We start from the raw sequence: 25,975 nt of genomic DNA, 5'->3' as shown, positions 1-25,975 counted from the left end.
GAGGAATGATACCGTTGACAAAGTGGAAGGAAAAGAAGAACAATGCGCTCGATGAGGCGCTGAATCGTGCTCTGATGGATGCAGCGGAGGAAGAAGCGACGAAATTTGCGGAAGAAGTGCGTGATGATGATCTCGATTTGAAGAACGTCGAAATTCATACGGATATGGACAGTGCGGATGTCACGACAGTCGATGGTGACTATGGAGCTGATCAGATACAGATACTTGAAGGATTAGAGGCAGTAAGAAAGCGTCCGGGCATGTATATCGGCAGCACGTCGGAGCGAGGTTTGCATCATCTCGTCTATGAGGTTGTTGACAACTCGATTGATGAGGCGCTTGCGGGCTACTGCGACCATATTGACGTGACGATCGAAGAGGATAACAGCATCACCGTCGTAGATAACGGGCGCGGAATTCCTGTCGATATGCATGAAAGCGGAAAGCCTGCCGTTGAAGTTGTCTTGACCGTACTTCATGCCGGCGGCAAGTTCGGCGGCGAAGGTTATAAAGTATCGGGCGGTCTGCACGGCGTCGGCGTTTCTGTCGTTAATGCACTTTCGACTTCGATGGATGTCGAGGTCAAGCGCGATGGTAAGATTCACAGCATACGCTTTGAACATGGTGTGACGGCTTCTTCTTTGAAGGTCGTTGGTGAGACGGAAAAGACGGGGACAAAAGTGCATTTTGTCCCGGATCCCGAGATATTCACCGTGACACAGTACAGCTTCGATACGTTGAAGCATCGCCTGCGGGAGCTTGCTTTCTTGAATCAAGGCATCACGATCAATCTCAGGGACAAGCGCGGTGAAGGGCGTGAAGAGTCGTACTATTATGAGGGAGGCATTCGTTCCTTCGTCGAGCATTTGAACCGGAAAAAGGAAATCATCAACCAGACGCCAATTTATTTTAATGGTATCAAAGATGATACCGTTGTAGAAATCGCTATGCAGTACAACGACAGCTACATGGAGAATATCTACAGCTTTGTCAATAATATCAATACCGAGGAAGGCGGCACGCATCTTGCGGGATTTAAGATTGCTCTGACGCGTGCAGCGAATGATTTTGCGCGTAAGCAAGGAATCTTGAAAGACAAGGACGGTAATCTCTCGGGCGAAGATGTGCGCGAGGGTTTGACGTGCGTCATCAGTCTTAAGATTCACGAACCGCAGTTCGAGGGACAAACAAAGACAAAGCTCGGAAATTCCGAAGTGCGCGGCATTGTTGATTCTATCGTCACTGAGGGACTTACAGAGTATTTTGAGGAAAACCCTGTGATCACGAAAAAGGTCATAGAGAAAGCGATTATGGCGTCGCGTGCAAGAGAGGCAGCGAGAAAAGCACGAGAGCTTACACGTCGTAAGAATGCTCTTGAGGTGTCGAGCCTTCCTGGAAAGCTTGCAGACTGCTCAATTAAAGATCCCGAGCAGGCGGAAATTTACCTTGTCGAGGGTGACAGTGCCGGCGGTTCGGCGAAGCAGGGACGAGATCGTCGCTTCCAGGCGATTCTCCCTTTGCGAGGCAAGATCTTAAATGTCGAGAAAGCGCGTCTTGATAAAATTTTTGCCAATGCGGAGATCCGCACAATGATCACGGCTTTCGGAACGGGAATCAGCGATGACTTCGATATCGCGAAACGCCGTTATGGCAAGATTATTATTATGACCGATGCTGATGTTGACGGTTCACATATACGTACGCTTCTCTTAACTTTCTTCTATCGCTATATGAAGCCACTCATTGAGCGCGGTCACGTCTATATTGCTCAGCCGCCTCTCTACCTCATACGCAAGGGAAAGAAGCATTGGTATACCTATAGCGACGACGAACTTACGCAGAAACTTAATGAAGTCGGGCGTGATAATGCCACTGTGCAGCGCTATAAGGGGCTTGGTGAGATGAATCCCGAGCAGCTTTGGGAAACGACGATGGATCCTGAAGGTCGGACGATGCTTCAAGTCCGTATGGAGGACGCGGAAGAAGCCGATGAACTCTTCACGATCCTCATGGGAGACAAAGTGGAGCCGCGCCGTCAATTCATCGAAGAACATGCCAAGCATGTGCGTAATCTCGATATCTAAATAAAATAAAAGAATAGACGGTCGTTTGAAGATTCAATTTCAGGCGACCGTCTATTCTTTTTCTTCTATTCTGTTTGGAAAAGGATGTTGTTGCCGATATTGGGGAATTTATTCTTCGATCTTTCGCATATCGCGTGCCTGCTGCATTTTTTCCGGCAGATCTTCGAGAGATGTTTCTGCGGCGGCTTCAATGGCAGCGAGGATGGCGCCTTCGACGATGGGAGCATCGATGAGTTTCAAACGCCGTTCACCCATGCTTTCTAAGACAATCTCTGCCGTCATGACAGCGCTTCCCATATCCATGAGGATGGCTGTGCCGTCATCTGTGTATACTTCATTAATAGCGGCGGCAATTTTCTCATAGCTTGTGCCCAGTTCGCCATTTTCTTTGCCTCCGGCAGCAATGACCGTTACGTTGTGTGCCATCATTTTTGCAACTTCGACAATACCTTCGGCAAGTTTTTGGCTATGGGAAACGATTACGATACTGAACATGATGCTGTCCTCCTTACAATGTGTCTGCCATAGCGCGCAGCATGAAAGAGGAAGATACAGCGCCGGGGTCTCGATGTCCAAGGCTGCGCTCTCCAAGATAGCTTGCGCGTCCTTTTGTAGCGATGAGATCTTTTGTGCGTTCGGCGCCCTTTTCTGCTTCGTCTGCGGCAGCGAGCAAGGCGTCTTTGAGGCTTTTCTTCGCTTGTATGGCTTCGCGCATGGCGCGTTCGGCGGGGCAGAGAGCATCGAGCATGGTTTTTTCGCCGATCGTTGATTTGCCGCGCGTCTTTATTCCTGTGACAGATGCGGAAAATGCTGCGAGAAAATCTTCCGGTGAAAGCTCCATTTTACCTTTGAGTACATCGCCGGCTTTCATGAACGCCGTGCCGTAGAGTGCGCCGGAAGCGCCGCCAACGCTTGATACGATCGCCATGCCGATGCCTTTGAAGATAGCGCCGCTGTCCTTTGTTATGAGCAAAGGAATTTTTTCCATTACGGCTTTTGCACCGCGTGCCATGTTGATGCCGTGGTCACCATCACCGATGGCGTTGTCGAGTTCAGTCAAAGTATCTTTTTCCTCTTCGATCTTTTCAGAGATCGCCTTCATGATTTCCAGTAGCTTTTTTGTATTCATATACTGATCCCTCGTCCAATAGAAATATACACAGAAATTTTTTCTTTACATGTGATTTATTTCTTCCAAGCAAGCGTATCCGCTTTGGCATCATAGAAGCGTTTCATGTCGTCGTCCAAGCGCAAAAGGGTCAAAGAAAAACCTGCCATTTCGATGGCGGTCATGAAGTTTCCGACCATTGTGTCGTATACGATGATTCCCTTCTCTTTTAAATAATCCTGTACGAAATTGTTTATGATGTAAAGTTCCATGAGAGGTGTGGATCCCATGCCGTTGATGAGAACGACGACTTCTCTGCCGCTGTAATCGATGTCAGAGAGAATGGTATCAAGGAGCTTTTTTGCTGCTTCATTGGCAGAGAGGATCTTTTCACGGCTCGTGCCAGGCTCGCCATGAATGCCGATTCCGATCTCAATTTCATCTTCCGCCAACGTGAAACCATGTTTTCCGGCGGCGGGAACTGTGCAGGGAGAGATCGCCATGCCCATAGAGCGGACATTCTTGATGACATTTTCGGCACATTTTTTGACTTCCGAAAGAGCGGCGCCCTCCTCGGCGCAAGCACCTGCAATCTTGTGTACGAGCAGCGTACCGGCGACGCCTCGTCTGCCTGTCGTATAGAGACTGTCTTTTACGGCTACGTCGTCATTTACGATTACATAGTCGGCTTTGATTCCTTCGTCCTTTGCCATGTCGATCGCCATTTCGAAGTTCAGGACATCACCCGTATAGTTCTTCACGACGGAGAGGACGCCGGCTTCGGTTGCAACAGCTTTGATTCCTTCGTAAATCTGATCGGGGGTTGGAGAAGTAAATACGGCGCCCGCTATGGCGCAGTCGAGCATACCTTCACCGACGTAGCCGCCGTGTGCAGGCTCATGACCGCTGCCGCCGCCGGAGACGAGCGCGACTTTGCCCTGCTTTTTTTGAGCGCGTACGACGATGTTTCCTTCAGGGAGTTTTTTGAGTTTTTTTGGCGCTGCCTTGGCAAGACCTTCGATCATTTCACGCTCGACATCTTCTACTTTGTTGATGAGTTTTTTCATGCGTATACCCCTTTCTGGATTTGATGAAAAAAATTAACGGATGGAAAATAACTTCCTGTGCTGTCATGCGTTTATTTTCCTAAAGTACACTTAGATCAAGTGAAGTAAGGTTGCTGAGCAAAGTCTTCACTTTTTTGGCTATGATGTCTGTACCGCCTTTTTCTCGGCTTTCGATATTCAGCGGCATGTTGGGATCGTGCAGCGACATGCGCAAGAGCGCCCAACCCTGCGGAAATATAAGTCGAACACCTTCGTATGAAGGCTCGGCAATTTTGATTCCGCTTTCTTTGGCGCGTGCAGCAAAGGCGTTTAAGACTTCGCCGGCATAGTCCTTGGCATCTTCGACGCCTTTGATTTTTAATCGGTATTCGGAACTTTCCAAAGGATGTGCGAGTCTTTCAATGAGAGATTGAAGCGTGCGCCCTTCCTTTTTTGCTTTTGTGGCGGCGATGAGGAGTTTCACCGCGAGATAGGCGCCGTCGTCTAAGTAATGGTTCTCCGACAGCGCTCCGTGCCCGGATGTTTCAATAGCGAGTGGTGATATCGTTCCTTCTTCGTTCAGACGAATACATTCGTTGATGACATTTTTGTAGCCGCGCTTGAAGCGGTGATGGTGAAGATGAAGTTCGTTTTCTAAGAAGCAGGTGAGTTCATCTGAGGTGACGGAATCTGTGACGATCGTTGCATTTGGATAATCGGGCGCCAGTATAGCCGCCATCATGGCGATGAGAGCGTTGCGGTTGATCTCTTCTCCTGTGGGAAGGACGGCGCTCATGCGATCAACATCGGTATCAAAAATTAAGCCAAGGTCGGCGTGATTTTCCAGAACGGCTTCCTTTATCGCTGCCATTGCTTCTTTGTTTTCAGGATTTGGAATATGGTTCGGGAACATGCCGTCTGGCTCTAAGTAGCGGCTTCCTGTAGTGTCTGCGCCAAGCAGTGCCAGCACTTTGGAGGCGAAAAAACCGCCGCTGCCATTTCCTGCATCGATTACGATGTGCATACCCGCAAGGGGCTTGTCTTCAGGCGCAGCGGAAAGCTCTTCGCAGATTTTTTTTCGCAGATGAGAAGCATAAACGGATAGGAGATCGAAGGATGCAGCTTTTTTTTCATTGGAAGCTGGCACGCGATTTTTTGCGGCATAAGAAAGCACTTTCTTGATGTCGCTTGCTTCTAAGCCTCCCCGTTCTGTGAAAAACTTCATGCCATTGCGGTTGTAAGGCAAGTGGCTTGCTGTGATCATGATGGAGGCGTCTGCTTTCGTTTCGTCAAAGAGAATGGACATGAACATCGCAGGCGTAGAAGAGAGACCGCAGTCGATCGCTTTCGCTCCGCGTGAAAGAATGGCGGAAAGTACAGCGCGCTTCAAGTCGGGGGCAGAGATGCGCGAGTCGTGTCCGACGGCGATGGTCAATTCCGTCACGGGCTTGCCGTTTTTTTCTGTGAGAAAATCCAAAAAGCCGCCGGTGATGCAGCGCACAGCTTCTTGCGTGAGATTGACAGGTTCATCTGCTATGCCGGCGACAGCCGTACCGCGTATGTCGCTGCCATTTTGCAATTTCATCAGTTGCTTTTCATCAATCATTGCGATTCCTCCACGGCAGTTTCTTATTTAAGCATATTATACCATAATCGCTTAAATATTTGTCATAGTTATTCTATTCCTTTATTCAGTATAGCCAAAAAATTCTTGTTCTGCGGCTATGCAGAGTGCATGATAAATGGGAAGATGGAGCTCCTGTATGCGGTAGGTTTCCTTGTCGGGAACAGCGAGAAGGATGTCCGTCAAAGAACGCAGCTTTCCTCCTCCTGCACCGGTCAGAGAGATCACGGAGATGCCGAAAGAACGTGCGACTTGTGCGGCGTAGAGGACGTTTTGTGAATTGCCGGATGTACTGATGGCAAAAAGAATGTCGCCTTTTTTCCCAAGCCCGAATACTTGTTGAGCAAATACGAGGTCGGGCGCTTGGTCATTGGCGAATGCTGTGCCGAGAGCGATCTGATTGACGAGAGAGATCGCAGGCAGAGCTTCCTGCAAATTTTCGATAAGATACGCTGCATCTTCCGGGCATGTTTCCATAAGCTGCTGCTTTTTATCTTCACCTAAGCGGCGCGGCAGCAAGAATCCCTTCATCAGTTCGCCTGTGATATGCTCGGCGTCCGCTGCACTGCCGCCGTTGCCGCATATCAGAAGTTTTCCTCCCTTCGCATAGCAATCGATGATCGTATCGACTGTGGTTATCAGAGGTTCTTTCATGGAGCTGAGTACGGGATACCGCTCGATCAAATGGTCGATGACGGCAAGTGTTTTTTCTTTTGCCATAAAAATCCTTCCTTCTTATTTATTTTGTTTCCGTTGCTGATGCTTCCAGCCGATTCTTGCGGCGAAGACGACAGCGATCATGAGCAGAATCTTCCAAGCTGATTGGAAAATATTATCGGCGATGCTGTCTTTTGTTTTCGCTGCTTCCTTGGATCTATCATCGCTGTCTTTTGACGCTTCCTGATAGCGTTTCGTCGGCGAAGGGCAAGAAGCTGCCTGAGCGACAGAAATAGCCGGGGGAGTTTCCACACTGGCAAAGATAGGAGCCATGCTGTTGGCAATGGCTCCTATCATGAAAGCAATAATGATCTTTTTTTTCCACTGACTGAATTTCCTGTACATAATTCTGGTTCACCGCTTATCTTTTTACTCTTCTTACGGAAGAAAATCTGCAGAAAGCAAAGGGATCTCTCAAGGCTTTTGTTTCTCATGGTCGAGCACTTTTTGCAGGGTGCGAACCAGATGCAGATGCGTTTCGTAATCGAGATCATTCGCATCGTAAAGCATACGTTTCTTGAGAGCATCGATTTGATTCTGCAACTTTTCCCGCGTTTCGTCGGAAAGACTCATACGCCGTGTCCGTTTTTCTCCAGCAGAATTTGCTGTTGGGCACGACTATCCCAGCCCTCTTCCTGCAGCTTTTCAGGCGCAGGAGAGAGCTTGTCCAGGATTTCTTGAGTCTCCAGATCCATCTCTTCAAAATCCTCTTTATTCATTTTGACCAGCCACCTTTACTCCTTCTATTGTACTATGAAAGTCCAAGAAGTCAAGCCCGAAGGGCGCCGACTGATTGGGTAACTTTCATTAAGGGCGAGGCACAATGTCTACGAAGTAGACGTTTGTGTGCGCAGCTTACTATGAAAGTCCAAGAAGTCAAGCTCGAAGGGCAGATGGAGGTGTTTAAGTAAAAGGCAAGTAGATAATTTATCAAAACGATCAGAAAAAAATATTTTTAAAGCAGGGAAAAATATTTTTTTAGAGAATTCAGATAGTAAGAAGTCCTTAGGAATCCATACGATGTTGGGAGGGACGAATCATGCGAAAAGTGTTTTTGTTTATCTTCTGTACTTTGCTGCTGCTTCCGATGGCTTTAGCGGGGGCGGCTCCGCAGCTGCCTACGGCGCCGCAGACGGGCGGTATGGAGACTCGTTTGAAGCTTTTGCAGGGGGATTGGCTCAATCCGAAAGGGCATCTCGTGCTGGAGATCAAGGGGCGAAAGATCAACGGCTGTGAGATCATGAATTACGAGGATCTCGTCGATCGCACGACCATGGGCACGACAGTTTTCTGGGTTCTTGAAGCAGAGGGTGAGCGCAAACTGCAGATGGATTGGCGAATTTTTGGTGATGAAAACGATTATATATTCCTCGATGGCAGTTTGATGCTGCGCCGTGATGGTTCTTTGTGAGGGGGATGCTGCAAGCATTTCTTTGAAAATAGGGAAAGCCCCATGCACTCGACATTTATCGGGTGTATGGGGCTTTTTGCTGGATACCTTTCGGCGTTTAATACTGCTGCATTTCGTTCAGCAGTTTGAGCTTCATTTCGTAGTAGGCGGGACTCATGTCGAGATAGTGCGTGTGTGGGTTTTCGAAGCGCTGTTCTTCCTGCCAGATTTCTTTTTCCAGTTGTTCCTTGACGTAGGCGCGGATGTTTTCGAGCGACGGTTGCTTTGACACGCATTTGCCGTCCTTGATGACGTCTTCTTGCAGTTCGTGCGCCGTGCAGTTCGTGAAGAAGCGGTGCTTCCACGGCTTTTTGGGGTCGATGTAGCGATAGGGCTTCGTCATGTCGGGCGTTTCGTCGGCAAGTGTCAGCAGGTCGGCGATGGCGTGCCCTTCTTCGTCATAGATACGATAGACTTTTTTTTGTCCGGGGTTTGTGATTTTTTCGACGGTTTCGGACACTTTGATTTTTGGCAGAGTTTTGCCGTCTTTTTCTACGGAGGCGAGTTTATAGACGGCGCCGAATACCGGCTCGCTTTTCGATGTGATGAGCCTTTCACCGACGCCGAATGCGTCAATCTTGCCGCCTTGCGCGTTGAGGATCGAGGAGATCGTGTATTCGTCGAGACTGTTCGAGGCGATGATTTTGCAGTCGGAGAGATCGGCGTCGTCGAGCATGATGCGCACACGCTTGGATAGATAGGCGAGGTCGCCCGAGTCGATGCGCACGCCTTTGAGCCGTTTTCCAAGTGGTGCGAGCACGTCTTTGGCGACACGGATGGCGTTCGGCACGCCGGAGTGTATGACATCGTAGGTATCGACGAGGAAGACGGCGTTGTCGGGGTACGTCTCGGCATACTTCTTGAATGCCGTGTATTCGTCGTCATAGTACATGACCCAGCTGTGCGCCATCGTGCCGCTGACGGGGATGCCGAAGAGCTGGCCCGCGAGCACCGTTGCCGTCGATGCCGCGCCGCCGATGTAGGCGGCGCGTGCGCCATAGACGGCGGCGTCGACGTTGTGTGCGCGGCGTGCGCCGAAGTCGGAGACGATGCGCCCGCCTGCCGCTCGCACGATGCGGCGCGTCTTCGTCGCGATGAGCGACTGGTGGTTGATCTCGGCGAGGAGCGCCGTCTCGACGAGCTGTGCGTCGATGATGGGCGCGGTCACGGTGAGGATCGGCTCTTCGGGGTACATGATCGTGCCCTCGCGGAAAGCGCGGATGTCGCCCGTGAAGCGGTAGTGCGCGAGGTAGTCGAGGAAGTCTTCGTCGAAGAGCGAGAGCGAGCGCAGGTAGTCGATGTCAGCAGTGGAAAAGTGCATCGCCTCGATGTATTCGACGATCTGCTCAAGCCCCGCGAAGATGGAAAAGCCGCCGCCGTCGGGGTGGCGGCGGAAGAAGACATCGAAGGAGGCGCGTGCTTTCCTAGCCTCCTCGCCCTCGCGGAAATAGCCGTACGCCATCGTCAGCTCGTAGAGATCCATCATCATCGTGATGTTGCGCGATTCAAACTGTGCCATTGAGATTGTCCTTTCTGTTCGATACCGCAGGAGCGGCAATCGGTCGCTTCTTGTCGACGAAAACGGGAGAAACCGCCGACTTGCTCGACGGTTTCTCAAGGAAGTGCTGAATTTATCAGGGATTTCTATATTCCTTTATCGGGGAAACAGCGTCGTTCCTTAAAAGTAGAGGTCAGTCTTCGTCCTCCAGGAATTTGCCGAGTACATAGAACGTGCCGTGTCCCTTGGCGTAGATCTTGCCGTCCTCGTCCTTGATCTCACTCTCCAAGGTCATCGCGTGCTTGCCGTCGTGCAGACAGACGCCCGTCGCGATGATCGTTTTGGCGAGCGGTACGGCGTGCATGAAGTCCATTGAGAGCGACATCGTCACGACCTTCTTGTTTCGCGCGAGCGCGGCGGCGCCCATCGCCGTGTCGGCGAGCGTCATCAGAACGCCGCCATGCACGATGTTGTAGAGGTTCGTATGCTCCGGCTCGATCGTCAGCCGAAGCTCGACCGTGCCGTCGTTTTTCGGCACGACGCCTGCGTGCAGGTATTCGATGAACGGATTGAGGTGGTAAAACCGAATGATCTCCTGTTGTCTTTGTGTCAAAGGGAAATCCATAAGAAGCCTCCTTATTTTTCCTCAAGCGTCTCCTTATTTTTTGAAGAGCGACGTTTTTTTGATGCGGGGCGCGTCACGAGGAACGCGGTCGCATATGCCGTGATGGGTATGGCGAAGAGCAGTCCGATGCTGCCGATGAGTGAACGGACGATCTCCGTTGCGATCATGTCGAGGTTCGCGATGTGGACGAAGGAGAGGTTCGGCTGCGAGAAGAGCAGCAGCATCAGAGGCAGTGCGCCGCCGATGTAGGCGAGTACGAGCGTGTTCGCCATCGTGCCCATGACGTCGCGCCCGACGGCAAGCCCCGAAGCGACGAGCACGGTGAACGATGTCTTGGGCGCGAGGTTTTTCATCTCGCACTGCGCGGACGCGATGGACACGGCGACGTCCATGACCGCGCCGAGTGCGCCGAGGACGATGCCGGAAAAGAGCAGCTCGCGAAAGTCGACATCCTTCAGATACAGTACCTTGAGCATCCCCGCGTGCTCCTCGGCGATGCCTGTCAGATAGGTGAAGTGGATCGCAAGGAGTGCGAGCAGCCCTGCGACGAGGATGCCGCCGATCGTGCCGATGATCGCGCCTGCCGACTTCATATTGACGCCGTTGACCACGAGCTGTGTGCTGAGTGTGATAGCGGAGCCGATGAGAAACGTCCAGAGCAGAATGTGCGTCGGCGAGAAGAGGATCAGCGATATGAGTCCCTTGGCGATGAGAAAGACGGCGAAGAGCAGCACGCAGAGCGCCTTTAGCCCTGTTACACCGCCGAAGAGGATCAAGACGAGCGCAAATCCCAAGAGCAGCCAGAGAACGCCGGGCAGACGGTCGTAATCGACGATGGCGTAGGTTCCGTGCTCTTCGCGCACGAGGATGCTCTCGCCCTCCTTCGGATGGATGTCAAACGCAGGATTGTTGAGTGTGCGATGGACGATGCGTGCTTCTTCGCCTTCGCTGGGACCGGAGTCTAGGCGAACCGTCACATAATATTTTTCGCTGCCCGGTGCGAATTTTTCCATATCGTTCGCACTTTTTTCGACAGCGAGGATCTGCGCCTTGTACGTCGGCGGATCGTCTCCTTCGCCGCCCGGCAGGTGGAAAAGCCCGTAAACGGCGAGGGAAAGGAAAAAGCAAAAGGCAAGAAATGCGCTTAAACGGCGCGGCTGCGGTTGGATTTTCATAGTGGTCTCCTAAGGATGTTGGTATCTAGCATATACCTCATAGGACTTCCCTCGGTGAAATGATTTCTACATCTCTGCCATGTTCAAAAAAATCCTCGGAGAAGCTGTGAATACCATTGAGAAAAGTTTTCCAGACATCATTCTTTGGGACAAGGAGAACAGCCTCACCGAGCTGTTGAATGAATACTTCATCGCCGTTGAAACGGAATCTTGGGGGTAAGCGAACGGCTTGGTTTTGCCCATTTCGGAATAATTTTGCTGTTTCCATAGAAAACACCTCTTGCATAGTAATAATACCTCTCACGCAAACAGTCCGATGACATACGCCCAAAGACCCTCCAAGCTCCAGCCTCTGGCTATGCTCTTTTCGGCGAGCAGAGGGATACGCGTGAGCTCTTTGCCGCCGTGATAGACGACGAGATCGCCGATGCGTTCGCCCTCTGTGATGCCAGCGCCGATGACACGCGGCAGATCATAGGTCAGGCGATAGTTTTCTTCGGCTTCGCCGTCAACGAGCGGCAGGCGCAGATCTTCTGCCGGGTAGACGGCGAGACGGCCTTCTTTGCCGCCCTTGACCCAGACCTTCTGCATGAGATCTGTTTTGGTATAGGCAGGCGCAGCTTTCACGCGGCGAAAGCCCATGTCGAGCAGTTTTACGGCTTCGGCAAAGCGCACGTTCTCGTCTGCCGCACCCAGGACGACGGCGATCAGTTCGACGCCGCCGCGCCGCGCCGACGCCGCGAGACAGCCGCCTGCCGCATCTGTGTAGCCCGTCTTGATGCCCGTCGCACCCTCGTAAGTCCCGAGAAGACGGTTTGTGTTCGTCATCAAGGCGCGTTTCTTTTCGGGTGTGACCCAGGTAATCTCACGTTCATTTGCGCCGACGAAGGAGCGAAATTTCGGATTCTTCATGCCGTAGGCGGCGATGTATGCGATGTCGTGCGCTGTCGAGATATGCGCCTTGTCCGGCAGACCGTTCGGATTCACGAAATGCGTGTCCTTTGCGCCGATCGTTTTTGCTTTCTCGTTCATGTGTGCGGCGAAGGCATCGACAGAACCGGCGAGATCCTCGGCGATGGCGACGGAAGCGCCGTTGTCTGATCGCAGCATCATTTCGGCGACAAGCTCGGCGAGCACGAAGCGATCGCCTGCGCCGATTTCCGTATCTTCTGTTTCTGCCGCCGTGCGGCTTACCGTGATGATGGAGGACAGGTCGCCCTCCTCGATGGCGAGCACGCACGTCATCATTTTCGTCGTGCTTGCGGGAAAGCGCGGCGCATCCGCCGCTTTCTCGAAGAGCACGCGCCCTGTCGAAGCCTCGATGAGAATCGCCGAAGCCGCCGTGAGCTGTATGTTTTCTGCTGCGCTTGCCCTTGCTGCAATGAGCAGGAAGAAAAGCGAGCAGAGAAAAAAGATTCGTTGAAAATGCAAGAAAAAGCCTCCTGTTTTGCCTTTTCAAGGGAGTGTTGGAAAAGCAAGAAAAATAATTGCGTTCTTTAGAATACATGGTGTTTTTTTATTATATCATATCGTGCAACAAAAACAGTGCCGCAGCCGTCGTTTTTGTGTGCTCCGAAGCTGTTTATATTGCTTAAATGCGGATAAATTGTTATAATGAATCATTCGTCTAATTTCGATAAAAGTACTAAGTCTGAAATCCTAGAAGGAGAGAATCCATGTTTCACAAGAACAGTTCGTGTCCATCTCTGGCGCTGTTCGTCTCCATTGTGTTGAGCGGCGGCGCGTTCTTCATACCATCATCCTATGTTTCTGCGGCGGATGTGACGATCGACAGCTCGCATCCGCCACAGAGGAATGTGCCGAACCCCGATGATCCTGCGACGCCGAACAGCGCGGCAAGCGTCGGGACGGGCAGCGAGGATGCGTCGGGCAACAGTCTGACGGTCGATCGGTATCAAGAGGGTACGCTGAGTGTCTTTGGCGGCGTTGCCCGAGGCACGGGAAATGCCGACGGCAATACGATTCGCATCAAGGGCGCGACGACGGAGATCGCCTCGATCTATGGCGGCGCGGCATGGGGCATAGGTCATGCCAAAGGCAACAAAGTCTACTTCGATGCGGGGACGATGTCACTCGCCGAATGGCTGGTCGGCGGCTACGTCGGACGCAGCGGCACGGCGGAAGAAAACACCGTCGAGGTGAAGGGCGGCAAGACGGAAGCTCTTTACGGCGGCTTTTCCAACAGCACGAATGCGGCGGGGCATATTTATAAGAATCATGTCGTCATCCGAGGCGGGACGATTGCGGGAAAGGTCTACGGCGGCGTCTTCGGCGGCACACATGCCACGGGAGATGTGACGCACAACACGGTCACGATCACGGGCGGCACGCTGAAGAAAGCGGTATGCGGCGGCTCGCTTGAAAAAGCGGATTCCACGGGCAATGTGACGCACAACGAGGTCACTGTCGCGGGCGGCGTTTTCAACGGGGATGTCTACGGCGGCTATACGCGGCGCGGCGGCACTCTGACGGGGAATATCGTCACGATCACGGGCGGCGAGCTGAACAACAACGTCTATGCTGCGTATTCTGCCGGCAATGTCAGCGAGATCAAGGGCAACGTCGTCAACCTCGGCGATGGGAAAAATGAGATGAAGGCGGGCTATCGGATCGCGAAGTACATCTTTGGCGCATCGGGCGGCAATCGTGCATCCTATGCGGGCAATACGCTCAATGTCAAGGCGAGCGCACGAGCGAAGAACATCGTCAATTTCGACAAGGTCAACTTCTATTTTACCGATACGCTGCAGCCGCATCTCACGCTGCGCGATTCGATGGGGACGAAGTTTAAGAGCCTCAAGGACATCACCGTCTATGGCTCGCCGCAACATAAGACGGGCACGCTGATCGAAAACAACACGTCGGGCGGCATCGTCGTGCGCGATGGCGTCAATTCCGTGACCAAGACGGGCGATACGGCGGAGGTCACGCTGGAAAAGGACGCGACGGGCAGGAAGGTTCTCTATTCGCGCTTGATCTTCAAAGGTGCGGCGACTGCCGAGAGCAACGGTACAGACACATGGGGCGGCCGCTCCGTGATCGGCAATACGACGACAGACAATGCGATCACCGTTCAAGCCGGAACGCATACGAATATCTATGGCGGCTGGACGACAGGCACAGGCTCGGAAGCGTCTGACAAAGGCGCAAGCAAGAAAAACAGCGTCACCGTCAGCGGCACGGCGACGGTGACGGGCACGGTTTACGGCGGCTTCACCGACGCTGGGGGCGGCAAAGCGACGGAAAACATCGTCACGGTGGAAAAAGCGATCGGAAGCTCTGTCGTCGGCGGACAGGCGGCGGGCGACGCTGTGGGCAACAAAGTCAAGGTCATGGCAAATGTCGGAGCAGTTGCGGGCGGCAAATCCACAGGCGCGGCGGCTTCGAGCAATACGGTGGAAATCGGCAGCGATGACCGCAGCATCGCCGCAGGTGCAGTCACAGGCGGCACGGGTGCGACGAGCGCAAGCGGCAACACCGTCAAACTCACGCGCACGACTGTCACAGGCGATGTTGTAGGCGGCAATGGCGCGTCGGCAAACAGCAACACCCTCCACCTCGACCGTACGACTGTCGCAGGCGATATCATCGGCGGCAGAGGCGGAGCTGCAAGCGGCAACACCGTCGCCATCGACCGCACGACCGCCACAGGCGTCATCACGGGCGGCACGGCAAACGGCACAGGCAATACCTTGAACGTCAAAGGCACGAATACGGCGAAAAATATCGCGGGCTTTCAAAAACTCAAATTCGAAGCGGATACAGCAGCCGCAGGAAAAGCCATGCTGACCTTATCGAATGGTGAAACAACACTCGCAGACAAAGACCACATCGAAGTGAGCGGCAGCGCCGCCCACGGCAAAGTCACGCTCATGAAGAACGAGAACGGCATCAACATTGCAGGTCATGCCGACGGCGTGCTGCGATCTGAGACTACCGACTCGACAGAACAAAATATCGACGTGGTAAAGACCGGCGCAAAGATCACGAGCATCACCTACGAAGGCTGGCAATTTGCAGGCGTGACAACCCCTGTCGTATCCGGCACAGACGCCTATGGCGGCATCTCCAAGGCGGGCAACACGACGACGGGCAACAAGATCACGCTCACGACGGGCGCATACACGAACGTCTACGGCGGCTGGACGACGGGAAAAGGCTCCAAAAGTGCAGCCGAAAAACGCGGCAACAGTACGAAAAATATCGTCACAGTCAAAGAAAATGCCGTCGTCAACGGCACAATTTACGGCGGCTATACCGATGCCGCAGACGGCAAAGCGACGGACAACGAGGTTGTGATTGACAACGCGCAGGCAGGAAATATCGTCGGCGGCAAAGGAAGAGCGGCGGACGGCAACGTGCTCCGCCTGAGAAATGCCGCTGTCGAAGGCAGCATCATCGGCGGCAGCGGCGCGACTGCAAACGGCAATACCATTCACTTGGAAAACACTCTCGTCAAAGGCATCGTCACGGGCGGTGCGGCAGGCGGTACGGATAATACGCTCGCCGTCTATTACGGCACGAAAACGTCGGAAATCGGGGATTTCAACGGCATTCAAAACCTTCGATTCTATATGGAAAATGCTCCGACCGACGGTTCGGCGCACACTCTGCTCAAACTCACAAACGTCAGCGGCGGCGACAAGACCCTCTCGCACATGAACCTTCACCTCTATCGCAGCGGCGATGCAAAGAAGCTCCGTCCCGGCGACTCGTTCACCCTCATGGAAAACATGCGCGGCGGCATCGCCTTCGGCGACGGTGTTGCAGTGACCGCGCAAGACGGCATCGCCTATAACTACACCCTTCAGGTAGCGCCCGATCAAAAGCATCCGAATCTGCTCAAGGCTACCGTGCATCAGGCGGGTCTTGCCGCAGAAGCGAAGTCCCCCGTCGAAACGCGCGCCAGTCTTGCAAACTTCGTCAATCAAGGCGCGGACTACCTCGTCGAAAGCGGCATAGCCGCCGCTGAGATGTCCGTCAGCGTCGGCATGAGCGGCGCAAATGCGAACGATGCAGTGAAATCGAGCAAATCCGATACAGCCGTCGATTCAACGAAAGCAGGCAACGCAGAAAAGCGTGCCCAACGCCAGACAGCAAACGCCAATGCCGTCTCTTATCAGCTTTGGGCAGGCGCAGGAGCGAATAACATGCGCGTCGAGAGCGGCTCCTACATTGACTCTAAAGGGTGGAGTCTTGGCATAGGCTGGGCGCGTGAATACCTCATCCAAGGCGCATCGAAGCTTCTCTTCAGCCCCTTCGTAGAATACGGGCGCGGCACATACGATTCCTATCTGGACGACGGCACGCATGGCAGCGGCAAGATCAGCTACCTCGGCGGCGGTGTTCTCGGCAAGCTGACGCAAGAGGACGGTCTTTGGCTCGAAGCATCCGCGCGCGTCGGCAGCGCTTCGAGCGACTATCAGCTCCACGGAGCAAATGCCGGTTACGATGGTTCGAACACCTATTACGGCATCCATATCGGCATCGGCAAGACCGTTGCATGGAAAAAAGACGCTTCCATCGACGTCTACGCCCGCTGCTTCTGGTCACATCAAAACGGCATGACCGTAAAACTCTCCTCGGGCGACGTCTATGACTTCGCTGACGTCAACTCGTATCGTCTGCGGCTGGGCTTCCGCTATAGTCAAAAGAAGCCGTCGGGCGAGCTTTACACCGGTCTTGCATGGGAGCATGAATTTGACGGCGAAGCCGGCGCATACATTGGCGGAGACGCAGCTCCGAGTCCGAGTCTCAAAGGCTCCAGTTATATGCTTGAGCTTGGCTATCGCCTTCTGCCGAAGAGCAGCCGCATCAGCTATGACTTTCACATTCATGGCTGGCAGGGAAAGCGCAGGGGGCTAAGCGGCGGTGCATCTGTCCAATGGGCGTTCTGATTCAGGCAAAGGAGTGCGGCGCATCGTGAGAAAGCATGGGCTATCGTCGATATGCGAAAAGACTTCATTGACGGCGGCTGAAAGCCTTGCGTGATCTGTGCGCCATTTGCAGCATTGCCTTTCTTTTTGATATGTATTATTATGGTATGGTGTATAAGGAAACGCTGATTCATTATTCAGCGCTTCCTTAAAGCATGATATTCTGCGGAAAAGAGAGGTGCATTCCCATCATTACCGACGGATTCACTTATATCGCCGTTCTTGTGTTTTTCTCGTCGCTGTTTGTCATGATGGAAAAATCCAAGGAATGGGCAATCTTACGCATTATGCCGTCTGTCGTGCTCATCTATGTCGTATCTATGGTGTTTTGCACGCTTGGTGCATGGGATATGGCGGCGACGAAGCCGATTTATCGAGAGCTTTCGCCTGTACTGACGCATGGCATGATCTTTACGATGCTGCTGCGCTGCGATGTACGAAAAATTTTTCGCATCGGACCGCGTATGCTCTTGGCGTTCTTTTCGGCAAGCGTTACCATTATGGCAGGCATCGTCGTCGCTTTCCTGCTGCTGAAGGATCAGCTCGGCAGCAGCGCTTGGATGGCGCTGGGGGCGCTCTCGGGTTCATGGATCGGCGGCTATGATAATATCGCCGAAATACAGGCGACGCTCAATATTCCTGAGATTGATATGAGCGGCGCGTTTATTGTCGATTCCATCAACTATACGATTTGGGTTTTGTCTCTTTTGTGGCTCATCACGTTCGCTCCGCGTTTCAATCGCTGGAATAAGGCGGATACGACGAAGCTTGATGCCGTATCGCAGGATTTGCAGGAAGATGATGCAAAACGGCAGGAGAAAAGTTCCTTTCCCCATATTTTTCTGATTCTCGGCACCGCTTTTCTCGTCACTGCCATCGCTGCGAATATTGGACCGCTGCTCTATATCGTTTTTCCGTTTTTTACGAAATCCATTTGGACGATTCTCTTCATCGCGCTGTTTGGGATCATCGCCGCCTTTTCTCCGCTCGGCCGCATCTCCGGCTCTTCGGAAGTGGCGAATGTGATGCTCTACTTGCTCATTGCCCTCATCGCCTCGCGTACATCTCTTCTGCAATTTGGCGATGCGCCGCTTTGGGTTCTTGCAGGATTTATCATCCTTGGCACGCATTTGCTTCTCATGCTTCTGATCGCACGCATATTCAAACTCGATATGTTCACCTTGTGCATATCCTCTATTGCGAATATTGGCGGCGCGGCGTCGGCGCCGATCGTGGCGAGCATATATTCCGGTCCCTTGGTTCCCATCGGCATCGTCATGGCAATCATCGGTCACATCATTGCTACGCCTCTCGGTATATGGCTTGCCGGCTTTTTGAAAATGCTGCTTTGAAAGAGAAGGTGCATGGATGAAGTATCGCTATTATTTGTTTGATTTCGACTATACGCTTGCAAATTCAGAAAAAGGCATTACGGATTGCTTTCATGCGACGCTTCGCAAATTTGGCTGCGAGGATGTATCCGACGAAGTGATTCGCCGCACAATCGGACTTCCTATGGCTGAGGCGATTCGGCGCATCGCAGGTATCGAGGATGCAAAGGAATGTGAACGCTTCCTCGTGAGCTATCGTGAGGAAGCCGATAAAAAAATGACGCCGAACACGCATTTCTACCCACAGACATTGCCGCTCCTTGACAAGCTGCGCGACGATGGTGCAAAGATCGCCATTATTTCAACAAAGACGCGCCATCGCATCATGGAAAAATTTCTCGCCGATGACGCGGCGCATCTCATCGACTTTGTCATCGGCTGTGAGGATGTTGAGACATTCAAGCCGTCGCCCGAAGGCATCCTTGCCGCTTGCCGCCGCTTTGATGCGAAGAAGAGCGAAGTCCTCTACACGGGCGATAATACGGTTGATGCTGAAGCGGCGCGTGCCGCAGGCGTAGATTTCGCCGCCGTGCTCACGGGTACGACGGAACGGGCTGTTTTTGAGATGCTGCCGCATGTGAAGATCATGGAGAATCTTGGCGGACTGCTTGTGTAACCTTTCAGGACATATATGCAGCCGTCACGCTGTATATATGTCCTCACGCCTTTACAGAAGCCTAGGCAAGGAACGAATAACCGCCGCGCTTTCGCGCGGCGGTTATTCGTTCAGGCGTGATTCTTTTTCCATGCGAGTTTCATCCGACTATTCTGCGAACCTTACAGTCCCATCGGATTCTCCTCCTTTCTCGGTATAGGGAGACTCTTTTGCCGTCTCTGCCTGTATGCCGGACACTTCATCCGCCGGCGCCTTTTCATCCTTTTCTTGCTTCCATTATAAAAGAAATACTTTGATTTGTCAAGATTTTCTGATAGTTCTTGGAGAACAGGGAATTTTTCTGTATATTCCCTGCATGTCAGCCGCGTTTTTGCGCCAGTTGCTGCTGCTGCTTTGCCAGATTGAGAAGCGCCGCTTGCCGCTCGCGCCGCTCACGCTCGATGCGGGATGCGATGTCCTCCGCCTGCGGCTCGTCCTCGACCGTGTGCTTGGCGATGTCCAAGATATCCGCTTGCGCTTTCGTCCGGTCTCCTGCAATGCGTGCAGCGATGTCCTCCGGCGACTCCTCGGCAGGCGCGGCTTCTCCTGCCGCCGCACGAGCCGCCGCTTCTTCTGCGCGAGCGCGGTCTTCTTCTTCCGCACGCCGCGCCGCCTCTTCTGCCTCTGCCTTTCTGCGTGCTTTCGCTTCCGCCTTCTTCAAGCGCCGCTGTTCCTGCTCCGACAGATGCTTTTGCCACTCCATCGGATCGACCTCGATCAGACGCGGCTCGGCGATGAACGCTTCATATTCAATGGAATGATTGCCCAGGTAGACCTTTCTGCCTGTTGTCACGTGCTCCTTTTCCATAGCATATATCTCTCCCGTCCCTTGGAATCCGTTTCTCCTATGCGATGAATTTCAGCCGTTCCATCGGCGCAGGATGGTCTGCGCCGAAAACTCTTCTGGTATAATTCCCCACAGAGTATGCAAAATCCTTCTTTTTTCTATAGGCGGTGTTAAGATTTTCTGCTAGAATATAAATAAATATATAGGAAGCGGACAAGAAGAAATCTCGCGTTCGTTCTTCAATAGGCGGTGCAATATGATTATCATTGACAAGGCGGCGCTTCATATCCTTGATGCGGCAGGTTCATCGCTTCTTTCGGCGGCGGAGCTGCCGCTTTCCGATGAGACTTCGGCGTATCTTGCCGCGCATATCGAGCGCAGTCGCAAAAGCCCCGATAAGAAAGAGGGGACGTTTTACGAGGACAGCGAGTGTAAGAGGGAGATGGAGATTTATCTCGCGGGGGAGAAGGACTTCCTCTCATTTTCGCGCGTGCTGGCAGAATCTTTCCTGCGCGCTTTTTCTCATGCGGAGGGAGCGGCGAGTCTGCTGCTCTTTGTGCTTGAAGCGCACGAAGATGAGCGGCGTGAGCTTGTCGTATTTCTTTGCCGCAGTCATGCAGGCTTTTCGCCCGCCGTCGTCGATACGGAGGGCGGGCTTTCGGCGGAGCTTAGTGCTTGCGGCTCCCTTTTGCCGAGCGCTTCGGCGAGCATGGACGAGTTCGCTTTCATCGACCTATCGACGCTCGCCGTTCATGTGCGTGCCAGACGCTATACGATTGACGGCAACGCTATCTTCGTCCTGCCCGAGCTTGTCTTAGAGTGCGGGCAAGCGCCGTCGGCGCGCGAGGCGCTGAAAAAGGCGAGCGATACGGCGAAGAAAATCGCGGAAGCCTACGGCGGCGACGCCATAGAGACGGCAGCTGCCGTCAAGTCTTTCGTCGCCGGCGAGCTTGCCGAAAAGGATGCGGTGAACCCCCTGGAAGTCGGCCGTGCGGTGTTCAAGGAAAGCCCCGCCATGCAGGCGGATTACGAACAGGCGATCCAAGAAGCCGGTTTCGCTGCGCCCGTGGAAATGGATAAGGAATCTGTCCTAAAGAAGATGAAGATCCATAAGCTCAAGACAGATACGGGCATCGAGCTGACGATCCCGACGGATTATTTCGACAATACGGATTTCATCGAGTTCCGTCAGAGCGAGGACGGCACGATCTCTATCACGCTCAAGCAGATACAGAACATCGTCAATCGCGGGTAAAGGCGTCGGTTTTTGCTAAGGGGGAATGATGCAAAATGCGCGTGATGGCGGATACTCATATATTGATTTCGGCAATATGGGGGAGCGGTACGCTGTTTCGAGGCGGTGTCCTGTTCGAACTGCGGCATGGTATGTATGCAGGACATGGATGCTCTATGACGCATTTTTGGTATGGCGCGGCTGAAGATGATGACAGCGGCAGAGTTTGTAATGGGTGAAATGTCATGAAGAATAAAAAAATCCAAGGCGAGATGCAAAACCTCAAACCGCATATCACGCGCCACCTTGAGAGTCTCTATGATCTCAGCGTGCCGGTCGGGCAGCTTTCGACGAGGGAACTGAATGAGCAGCTTTGCGCTGTCACGGAGGAGATCGGGCGCGAGGTCGCCGTCTATATCGACCGCAAGGGGCGCGTCATCGAGGTTTCCGTCGGCAATACATGGACGGTTGATCTGCCTGCTGTTGACGCACGCTCGGAGGTGCGCCTTTCCGGCGTGCGCTGCATCCATACGCATCCGAGCGGTGATACGGAGCTGAGTGATCCCGACATCTCGTCGCTTCGCCGCCTGCGCTTCGACGCGATGGCGGCGATCGGGCGTCTTGCCGGTGAGATCGTCGGCTGCATGGGCTTTTTTACGGGCGAGAAAGACGACGACGGCACGCCGCGAGTGCAGCTTTTTGGTCCCGTTCGTGCGGATCTTTTGAACCGCGTCCGATTGACGCCGCTCATACAGAGCATCAACAAGCGGCTGGCGAAGGAACGTACGCAGGCGACCGCCGACGAGGAGGAGCGCGCCGTGCTTGCAGGGCTTGATGCAGCCGCCGTCGGCGCGGCGTGGACGACGGAGGATTCGCTTGCCGAGCTTTCGGAGCTTGCGCGCACGGCGGGCGCGGTCGTCGTCGGCAGCTTCATCCAGAAGAAGGCGCGTCCCGATCCGGCGCTTTTTCTGGGGCGCGGCAAGATCGAGGAGATGGCGATGTTTATGCAGAACGAGCGTGCGACGCTCGTCATTTTCGACGATGAGCTTACGCCGTCGCAGCAGAGGAATCTTGAGATGGCGCTCGGCGTGAAGATTCTCGACCGCACGGCGCTGATCCTCGATATTTTCGCGCAGCGCGCCCGCACCGCGGCGGGCAAACTGCAGGTCGAGCTGGCGCAGATGAAGTACAGCTTGCCGCGCATTTTGGGGCAGGGGCTTGTGCTCTCGCGGCTCGGCGGCGGTATTGGCACGCGCGGTCCCGGCGAAACGAAGCTCGAAGTCGATCGCCGTCGCATCCGCCGCCGCATCCACGATATCGAAGGCGAGATCGAGCGCCTTGCAAAAGAGCGCAGTCTGCATCGCGGGCGCCGCCGTGCTGCACGCATTCCGGTCGCCGCTCTCGTCGGCTATACGAACGCCGGCAAATCGACGCTCTTGAATGCGCTGACGGGCGCCGATGTTTTCGCTGAGGATAAGCTCTTTGCCACCCTCGACCCGACGACGCGGGCGCTTAGACTTGCGGACGACCGCGAGATCCTCCTGACGGATACCGTCGGTTTCATCCAGAAGCTGCCGCATACGCTCGTGCAGGCGTTCCACGCAACCCTTGAAGAAGTCGTCGAAGCCGACTTGCTGCTGCACGTCGTCGATGTCTCGAATGAAGCCGCTGCTTTTCAAATCGAAGCCGTCACCGAAGTTCTAAAAGAGCTTGGCGCCGCCGAAAAGCCCATGCTCTATGTGCTGAACAAGATGGATCGATTGACCGATGTGGGCGATGCGGGTGCAGGCGAAGCGGCAGGCGGCTTTTCTGATGCAGGCGACGCCTTGCCCGCCGTCCGTCGGCTTCTGCGCGGTCGTGAGGGCTGTGCGATCGCTGCCAAGACGGGTGCGGGGCTTGCCGTGCTCTTAGAAAAGATCACCGACTTTTTCCGTGTCGGTGAAGTCGAGATGAAGCTTCATATTCCGTTCACGGAAACCGCTGTCGTCACAAAGCTGCATGAAGCAGGAACCGTCCTCGAGACGGGCTACGATGAGCATGGCACGCAGATTACCGTGCGTCTCTCGGAAGAAGCCGCTGCTCGCTTTCGCCGCTATCAGCGGCATTGCTCCCTTGACAAAGCCCCCGTGTAAATCTATACTAATAATTATCACGAATTATTACAGCATAACTATAAGCTATTATAAAGGGGGAGTTTCTATGGGAGAATTCGGTGGCCTTGGGCTATTTCTCCTCGTGGCGATTGCGTTTCCGTTCATGGTTCTCGCGCCGGCGCGTCTTTTGCAGCCGCGTCAGCCGACGCCGGAGAAGCAGAAGCCGTATGAGTGCGGCGTCGATACGGTCGGGTCGAGCGATGTGCAGTATCATGTCGGCTACTTCCGCTATGCGCTCGCGTTTCTCCTCTTCGATGTCGAAACGGTGTTTCTCTTTCCTTGGGCGGTTTCTTTCAACCGACTCGGACTTTTCGCATTTTTGGAAATGTTTGTCTTTCTTGGAATATTGGCACTCGGTCTTTGGTATGCATGGAAGAAGGGGGATCTCGCATGGAAGTAGTGGAGCTGGTCCCTGCCGCACTTAGGGAAAATGTGATTGTGACTTCGGTCGATGCGGTGTTCAAGTGGGCGCGTTCGCGCTCGATCTGGCCGCTCGCTTCGGGGCTTGCGTGCTGTTCCATCGAGATGATGGCGACGGCGGCTTCGCGCTTTGACATCGCGCGTTTCGGCTATGAGGTCTTTCGTGCGGGGCCGCGCCAGTCGGATCTTTTGATCGTCGCGGGCACGCTGACGTGGAAGATGACGCCGCCCCTCATTCGTCTGTATGAGGAGATGCCCGAGCCGAAGTATGTCATCGCGATGGGCAACTGCAACATCCACGGCGGGCCGTTCACGGATTCTTATGCGACGGTTCCGTGTCTTGACGAGGTGCTGCCCGTGGATCTTTACCTGCCGGGCTGCCCGCCGCGTCCCGAGGCTCTGATCGACGCGATGATCAAGCTGCGCGACAAGATTCGGCATCCGGAGCGTGCGAAGCGGACGGGGGTGCGGTAAGATGCGGACAACGATGTATTTTTCCAAGGAACGGCTCAAGACGCTCGTTGAGATTTTCCCCAAGGCGACGTTCGATCAAGAAGCTGAAGAGCCGGTGCTCTTTGTCCATGCCGCCGATCTTCTCGCCGTACTGCGTGCGCTCAAGGAAAAGGAGGGCTTCGACCGTCTTGGCAATCTCACAGCGGTCGATTGGAAGGATCATATCGACATGGTCTACCACCTCTATAATATGGAAGAGAACGTGAAGCTCGAAGTCAACGTCGCATTGGAGAGCGCCGCGCCCGTCATCGAGTCGGCGACGGCGGTCTATCCGGGGGCGGAGTTTGAGGAGCGCGAGGTCTACGACCTGATGGGCGTTGATTTCCGAGGTCATCCCGATCTTCGGCGCATCTTGATGCCGGACAACTATCCGGCGCATCCCTTGCGTAAGGATTTTATCGCGCCCGTGCCGAAAATGGAGGGAGGTAAGCTCGTATGGCTGGAAAAAGCACCTACATCCTGAACATGGGGCCGCAGCACCCGAGTACGCATGGCGTGCTGCAAGTCGAGCTGGAGCTTTCGGGCGAGCGCATCGAGCGTGCGACGCCGATTCTCGGCTATCTCCATCGCGGCATCGAAAAGCTCATGGAGTCGCGCACGTATGCCCAATGCCTGCCCTATACGGATAAGCTCGATTATGTGTCTTCGATGAACAACAACCTCGCATGGTGTACGGCGGTGGAGAAGCTCGCCGGCATCCGCGTGCCGCTTCGTGCCGAGTATCTGCGCGTCATCGCGGCAGAGCTGAACCGCATCGCGAGCCACCTCATCTTTCTCGGCACGCTGCTCAATGATCTCGGCGCAGCGACGGCATTCATTTACGCATTTCGCGACCGCGAGAAGGTGCTCGATCTCTTTGATCTGATCTGCGGCGCACGCATGTCAACGAGCTATATTCGCTTGGGCGGCGTCGCCTATGATGCGACGCCGGAGTTCATAGAAAAGACGCAGGCGTTTCTCGACTATGTGCCTGAAATGCTCGACGAGTACGACCGTCTGATCACGGGCAACGAGATTTTCTACGCGCGCATGAAGGGCGTTTCGCCCATGACGGCGGAGGAAGCGAAGGCGCTGTCGCTCTCGGGCGCGAACTTGCGTGCGACGGGCGTCGCCTATGACATTCGCCGCGTCGAGCCGTACAGCGTCTATGACCGCCTCGACTTCGAGGTGCCTGTCGGTACGCAGGGTGACGACTGGGATCGTTACGAGGTGCGCTTGAAGGAGATCGGCGAGAGCGCGAAGATCATCCGGCAGGCGTTGCGGGAGATGCCCGAAGGCTCGTGCCGCAAGGTCGTTTCCCCGAATCTTCGCCCGCCGAAAGGCTCGGTCTATCACCGTGTCGAGAACACGCGCGGCGAGCTGGGCTTCTACATCGTGAGCGACGGCACGGCGAAGCCTTACCGCGTGCATATTCGGCGGCCGTCCTTCGTGAATTTGCAGGCGCTCGATCCCTTGTGCCGCGGCGCACTGATCGCCGATTCGGTTGTCGTTTATTCGACGCTCGACCCGCTGATGGGCGAGGTCGATTGCTGAGGGGG

The 25,975-nt window shown here is 54.1% G+C and carries 25 protein-coding genes; 11 read left to right on the top strand and 14 right to left on the bottom strand.

Translation table 11 applies throughout. The features are described from left to right. Positions 1-74 precede the first annotated feature (74 nt). A complete protein-coding gene (gene gyrB, locus ACO5Z0_RS00200; protein WP_485648976.1) occupies positions 75-2,084 on the top strand; it encodes a DNA topoisomerase (ATP-hydrolyzing) subunit B in 2,010 nt (669 codons plus the stop codon). Positions 2,085-2,192: 108 nt separating this feature from the next. On the opposite strand, the gene dhaM is transcribed toward gyrB, so the two are convergent. The 8 genes from dhaM to ACO5Z0_RS00160 all read right to left on the bottom strand — a co-directional run bounded on the left by dhaM (position 2,193) and on the right by ACO5Z0_RS00160 (position 7,298). After that, positions 2,193-2,579 carry a dihydroxyacetone kinase phosphoryl donor subunit DhaM gene (gene dhaM, locus ACO5Z0_RS00195; RefSeq protein WP_485648709.1) on the bottom strand — a complete coding sequence of 129 codons (387 nt, stop codon included), beginning with the start codon at positions 2,577-2,579 and terminating at the stop codon, positions 2,193-2,195. A 13-nt stretch (positions 2,580-2,592) separates the two neighbouring features. Next, complete coding sequence (gene dhaL, locus ACO5Z0_RS00190) at positions 2,593-3,213, bottom strand: dihydroxyacetone kinase subunit DhaL (RefSeq protein WP_485648708.1); 621 nt, start codon at positions 3,211-3,213, stop codon at positions 2,593-2,595. Positions 3,214-3,269: 56 nt separating this feature from the next. Continuing rightward, the gene (dhaK, locus tag ACO5Z0_RS00185; protein ID WP_485648707.1) at positions 3,270-4,259 is read right to left on the bottom strand and encodes a dihydroxyacetone kinase subunit DhaK; all 990 of its coding nucleotides are present in this window, start codon (positions 4,257-4,259) and stop codon (positions 3,270-3,272) included. Between the two features lie 79 nt (positions 4,260-4,338). Beyond that, the gene (locus tag ACO5Z0_RS00180) at positions 4,339-5,844 is read right to left on the bottom strand and encodes a phosphohexomutase domain-containing protein (protein WP_485648706.1); all 1,506 of its coding nucleotides are present in this window, start codon (positions 5,842-5,844) and stop codon (positions 4,339-4,341) included. Positions 5,845-5,925: 81 nt separating this feature from the next. Then, positions 5,926-6,582 carry a D-sedoheptulose-7-phosphate isomerase gene (locus ACO5Z0_RS00175; protein WP_485648705.1) on the bottom strand — a complete coding sequence of 219 codons (657 nt, stop codon included), beginning with the start codon at positions 6,580-6,582 and terminating at the stop codon, positions 5,926-5,928. 15 nt (positions 6,583-6,597) lie between these two features. Next, positions 6,598-6,924: a hypothetical protein gene (locus ACO5Z0_RS00170; protein WP_485648704.1), complete on the bottom strand. Its 327-nt coding sequence runs from the start codon at positions 6,922-6,924 to the stop codon at positions 6,598-6,600. Between the two features lie 69 nt (positions 6,925-6,993). Continuing rightward, positions 6,994-7,122, bottom strand: coding sequence for an aminoglycoside phosphotransferase (locus ACO5Z0_RS00165; protein ID WP_485648703.1), 129 nt, complete (start codon positions 7,120-7,122; stop codon positions 6,994-6,996). Between the two features lie 26 nt (positions 7,123-7,148). Then, entirely contained in the window at positions 7,149-7,298 is a 150-nt protein-coding gene (locus ACO5Z0_RS00160) for a hypothetical protein (RefSeq protein ID WP_442672563.1), read from the bottom strand. Between the two features lie 320 nt (positions 7,299-7,618). Here ACO5Z0_RS00160 and ACO5Z0_RS00155 point away from each other — a divergent pair, with 320 nt between their 5' ends. Further along, positions 7,619-7,990, top strand: a complete 372-nt coding sequence (locus tag ACO5Z0_RS00155) for a hypothetical protein (RefSeq protein WP_485648702.1) — start codon at positions 7,619-7,621, stop codon at positions 7,988-7,990. A gap of 97 nt (positions 7,991-8,087) precedes the next feature. Here ACO5Z0_RS00155 and ACO5Z0_RS00150 read toward each other — a convergent pair whose 3' ends face one another. The 5 genes from ACO5Z0_RS00150 to ACO5Z0_RS00130 all read right to left on the bottom strand — a co-directional run bounded on the left by ACO5Z0_RS00150 (position 8,088) and on the right by ACO5Z0_RS00130 (position 12,758). Beyond that, positions 8,088-9,548 (bottom strand): nicotinate phosphoribosyltransferase, encoded by a 1,461-nt coding sequence (locus ACO5Z0_RS00150; RefSeq protein ID WP_485648701.1) that lies wholly within the window; start codon positions 9,546-9,548, stop codon positions 8,088-8,090. A gap of 172 nt (positions 9,549-9,720) precedes the next feature. Then, on the bottom strand, positions 9,721-10,152 hold the full coding sequence (locus tag ACO5Z0_RS00145; RefSeq protein ID WP_442673970.1) for a PaaI family thioesterase: 432 nt from the start codon (positions 10,150-10,152) through the stop codon (positions 9,721-9,723). Between the two features lie 11 nt (positions 10,153-10,163). Then, positions 10,164-11,327, bottom strand: a complete 1,164-nt coding sequence (locus tag ACO5Z0_RS00140; protein WP_485648700.1) for a YibE/F family protein — start codon at positions 11,325-11,327, stop codon at positions 10,164-10,166. 37 nt (positions 11,328-11,364) lie between these two features. Beyond that, complete coding sequence (gene vapB / locus ACO5Z0_RS00135) at positions 11,365-11,595, bottom strand: type II toxin-antitoxin system antitoxin VapB (protein ID WP_485648699.1); 231 nt, start codon at positions 11,593-11,595, stop codon at positions 11,365-11,367. 32 nt (positions 11,596-11,627) lie between these two features. Next, complete coding sequence (locus tag ACO5Z0_RS00130) at positions 11,628-12,758, bottom strand: D-alanyl-D-alanine carboxypeptidase family protein (RefSeq protein ID WP_485648698.1); 1,131 nt, start codon at positions 12,756-12,758, stop codon at positions 11,628-11,630. Positions 12,759-13,003: 245 nt separating this feature from the next. Here ACO5Z0_RS00130 and ACO5Z0_RS00125 point away from each other — a divergent pair, with 245 nt between their 5' ends. The 3 genes from ACO5Z0_RS00125 (at position 13,004) to ACO5Z0_RS00115 (ending at position 19,291) form a co-directional block, all read left to right on the top strand. After that, entirely contained in the window at positions 13,004-17,245 is a 4,242-nt protein-coding gene (locus ACO5Z0_RS00125) for an autotransporter subunit beta (protein ID WP_485648697.1), read from the top strand. Positions 17,246-17,439: 194 nt separating this feature from the next. Continuing rightward, on the top strand, positions 17,440-18,636 hold the full coding sequence (locus ACO5Z0_RS00120; RefSeq protein ID WP_485648696.1) for a DUF819 family protein: 1,197 nt from the start codon (positions 17,440-17,442) through the stop codon (positions 18,634-18,636). A 16-nt stretch (positions 18,637-18,652) separates the two neighbouring features. Beyond that, entirely contained in the window at positions 18,653-19,291 is a 639-nt protein-coding gene (locus ACO5Z0_RS00115) for an HAD family hydrolase (RefSeq protein WP_485648695.1), read from the top strand. A 358-nt stretch (positions 19,292-19,649) separates the two neighbouring features. Here the strand turns inward: ACO5Z0_RS00115 and ACO5Z0_RS00110 are convergent, their stop codons facing one another. Continuing rightward, complete coding sequence (locus ACO5Z0_RS00110; protein WP_442676578.1) at positions 19,650-20,138, bottom strand: hypothetical protein; 489 nt, start codon at positions 20,136-20,138, stop codon at positions 19,650-19,652. 235 nt (positions 20,139-20,373) lie between these two features. Here ACO5Z0_RS00110 and ACO5Z0_RS00105 point away from each other — a divergent pair, with 235 nt between their 5' ends. The 6 genes from ACO5Z0_RS00105 to ACO5Z0_RS00080 all read left to right on the top strand — a co-directional run bounded on the left by ACO5Z0_RS00105 (position 20,374) and on the right by ACO5Z0_RS00080 (position 25,970). After that, positions 20,374-21,372 carry a nucleoid-associated protein gene (locus ACO5Z0_RS00105; RefSeq protein ID WP_485648694.1) on the top strand — a complete coding sequence of 333 codons (999 nt, stop codon included), beginning with the start codon at positions 20,374-20,376 and terminating at the stop codon, positions 21,370-21,372. A 224-nt stretch (positions 21,373-21,596) separates the two neighbouring features. Further along, on the top strand, positions 21,597-23,483 hold the full coding sequence (hflX, locus tag ACO5Z0_RS00100) for a GTPase HflX (protein WP_485648693.1): 1,887 nt from the start codon (positions 21,597-21,599) through the stop codon (positions 23,481-23,483). Between the two features lie 67 nt (positions 23,484-23,550). Next, positions 23,551-23,904 carry an NADH-quinone oxidoreductase subunit A gene (locus ACO5Z0_RS00095; protein WP_485648692.1) on the top strand — a complete coding sequence of 118 codons (354 nt, stop codon included), beginning with the start codon at positions 23,551-23,553 and terminating at the stop codon, positions 23,902-23,904. Further along, on the top strand, positions 23,895-24,398 hold the full coding sequence (locus tag ACO5Z0_RS00090) for an NADH-quinone oxidoreductase subunit B (RefSeq protein WP_442673911.1): 504 nt from the start codon (positions 23,895-23,897) through the stop codon (positions 24,396-24,398). Before ACO5Z0_RS00095 ends, ACO5Z0_RS00090 begins: the two co-directional genes overlap by 10 nt. 1 nt (position 24,399) lies before the next feature. Then, complete coding sequence (locus ACO5Z0_RS00085; protein ID WP_485648691.1) at positions 24,400-24,900, top strand: NADH-quinone oxidoreductase subunit C; 501 nt, start codon at positions 24,400-24,402, stop codon at positions 24,898-24,900. Beyond that, positions 24,873-25,970, top strand: a complete 1,098-nt coding sequence (locus ACO5Z0_RS00080; RefSeq protein WP_485648690.1) for an NADH-quinone oxidoreductase subunit D — start codon at positions 24,873-24,875, stop codon at positions 25,968-25,970. The genes ACO5Z0_RS00085 and ACO5Z0_RS00080 overlap by 28 nt, the downstream gene beginning before the upstream one ends. Positions 25,971-25,975 lie beyond the last annotated feature (5 nt).

It is taken from the genome of Selenomonas sp., assembly GCF_057272215.1.
The sequence above is the reverse complement of the archived record's forward strand: the minus strand, read 5'-3'. Positions and strand labels throughout refer to the sequence as shown.

Bases quoted from the DNA above. Each gene is read 5' to 3' on its own strand.
- gyrB (WP_485648976.1), top strand. From the start codon at position 75: ATGGATGCAGCGGAGGAAGAAGCGACGAAATTTGCGGAAGAAGTGCGT.
- dhaM (WP_485648709.1), bottom strand. From the start codon at position 2,579: ATGTTCAGTATCGTAATCGTTTCCCATAGCCAAAAACTTGCCGAAGGT.
- dhaL (WP_485648708.1), bottom strand. From the start codon at position 3,213: ATGAATACAAAAAAGCTACTGGAAATCATGAAGGCGATCTCTGAAAAG.
- dhaK (WP_485648707.1), bottom strand. From the start codon at position 4,259: ATGAAAAAACTCATCAACAAAGTAGAAGATGTCGAGCGTGAAATGATC.
- ACO5Z0_RS00180 (WP_485648706.1), bottom strand. From the start codon at position 5,844: ATGATTGATGAAAAGCAACTGATGAAATTGCAAAATGGCAGCGACATA.
- ACO5Z0_RS00175 (WP_485648705.1), bottom strand. From the start codon at position 6,582: ATGGCAAAAGAAAAAACACTTGCCGTCATCGACCATTTGATCGAGCGG.
- ACO5Z0_RS00170 (WP_485648704.1), bottom strand. From the start codon at position 6,924: ATGTACAGGAAATTCAGTCAGTGGAAAAAAAAGATCATTATTGCTTTC.
- ACO5Z0_RS00160 (WP_442672563.1), bottom strand. From the start codon at position 7,298: ATGAATAAAGAGGATTTTGAAGAGATGGATCTGGAGACTCAAGAAATC.
- ACO5Z0_RS00155 (WP_485648702.1), top strand. From the start codon at position 7,619: ATGCGAAAAGTGTTTTTGTTTATCTTCTGTACTTTGCTGCTGCTTCCG.
- ACO5Z0_RS00150 (WP_485648701.1), bottom strand. From the start codon at position 9,548: ATGGCACAGTTTGAATCGCGCAACATCACGATGATGATGGATCTCTAC.
- ACO5Z0_RS00145 (WP_442673970.1), bottom strand. From the start codon at position 10,152: ATGGATTTCCCTTTGACACAAAGACAACAGGAGATCATTCGGTTTTAC.
- ACO5Z0_RS00140 (WP_485648700.1), bottom strand. From the start codon at position 11,327: ATGAAAATCCAACCGCAGCCGCGCCGTTTAAGCGCATTTCTTGCCTTT.
- vapB (WP_485648699.1), bottom strand. From the start codon at position 11,595: ATGGAAACAGCAAAATTATTCCGAAATGGGCAAAACCAAGCCGTTCGC.
- ACO5Z0_RS00125 (WP_485648697.1), top strand. From the start codon at position 13,004: ATGTTTCACAAGAACAGTTCGTGTCCATCTCTGGCGCTGTTCGTCTCC.
- ACO5Z0_RS00120 (WP_485648696.1), top strand. From the start codon at position 17,440: ATGATATTCTGCGGAAAAGAGAGGTGCATTCCCATCATTACCGACGGA.
- ACO5Z0_RS00115 (WP_485648695.1), top strand. From the start codon at position 18,653: ATGAAGTATCGCTATTATTTGTTTGATTTCGACTATACGCTTGCAAAT.
- ACO5Z0_RS00110 (WP_442676578.1), bottom strand. From the start codon at position 20,138: ATGGAAAAGGAGCACGTGACAACAGGCAGAAAGGTCTACCTGGGCAAT.
- ACO5Z0_RS00105 (WP_485648694.1), top strand. From the start codon at position 20,374: ATGATTATCATTGACAAGGCGGCGCTTCATATCCTTGATGCGGCAGGT.
- hflX (WP_485648693.1), top strand. From the start codon at position 21,597: ATGAAGAATAAAAAAATCCAAGGCGAGATGCAAAACCTCAAACCGCAT.
- ACO5Z0_RS00095 (WP_485648692.1), top strand. From the start codon at position 23,551: ATGGGAGAATTCGGTGGCCTTGGGCTATTTCTCCTCGTGGCGATTGCG.
- ACO5Z0_RS00090 (WP_442673911.1), top strand. From the start codon at position 23,895: ATGGAAGTAGTGGAGCTGGTCCCTGCCGCACTTAGGGAAAATGTGATT.
- ACO5Z0_RS00085 (WP_485648691.1), top strand. From the start codon at position 24,400: ATGCGGACAACGATGTATTTTTCCAAGGAACGGCTCAAGACGCTCGTT.
- ACO5Z0_RS00080 (WP_485648690.1), top strand. From the start codon at position 24,873: ATGGCTGGAAAAAGCACCTACATCCTGAACATGGGGCCGCAGCACCCG.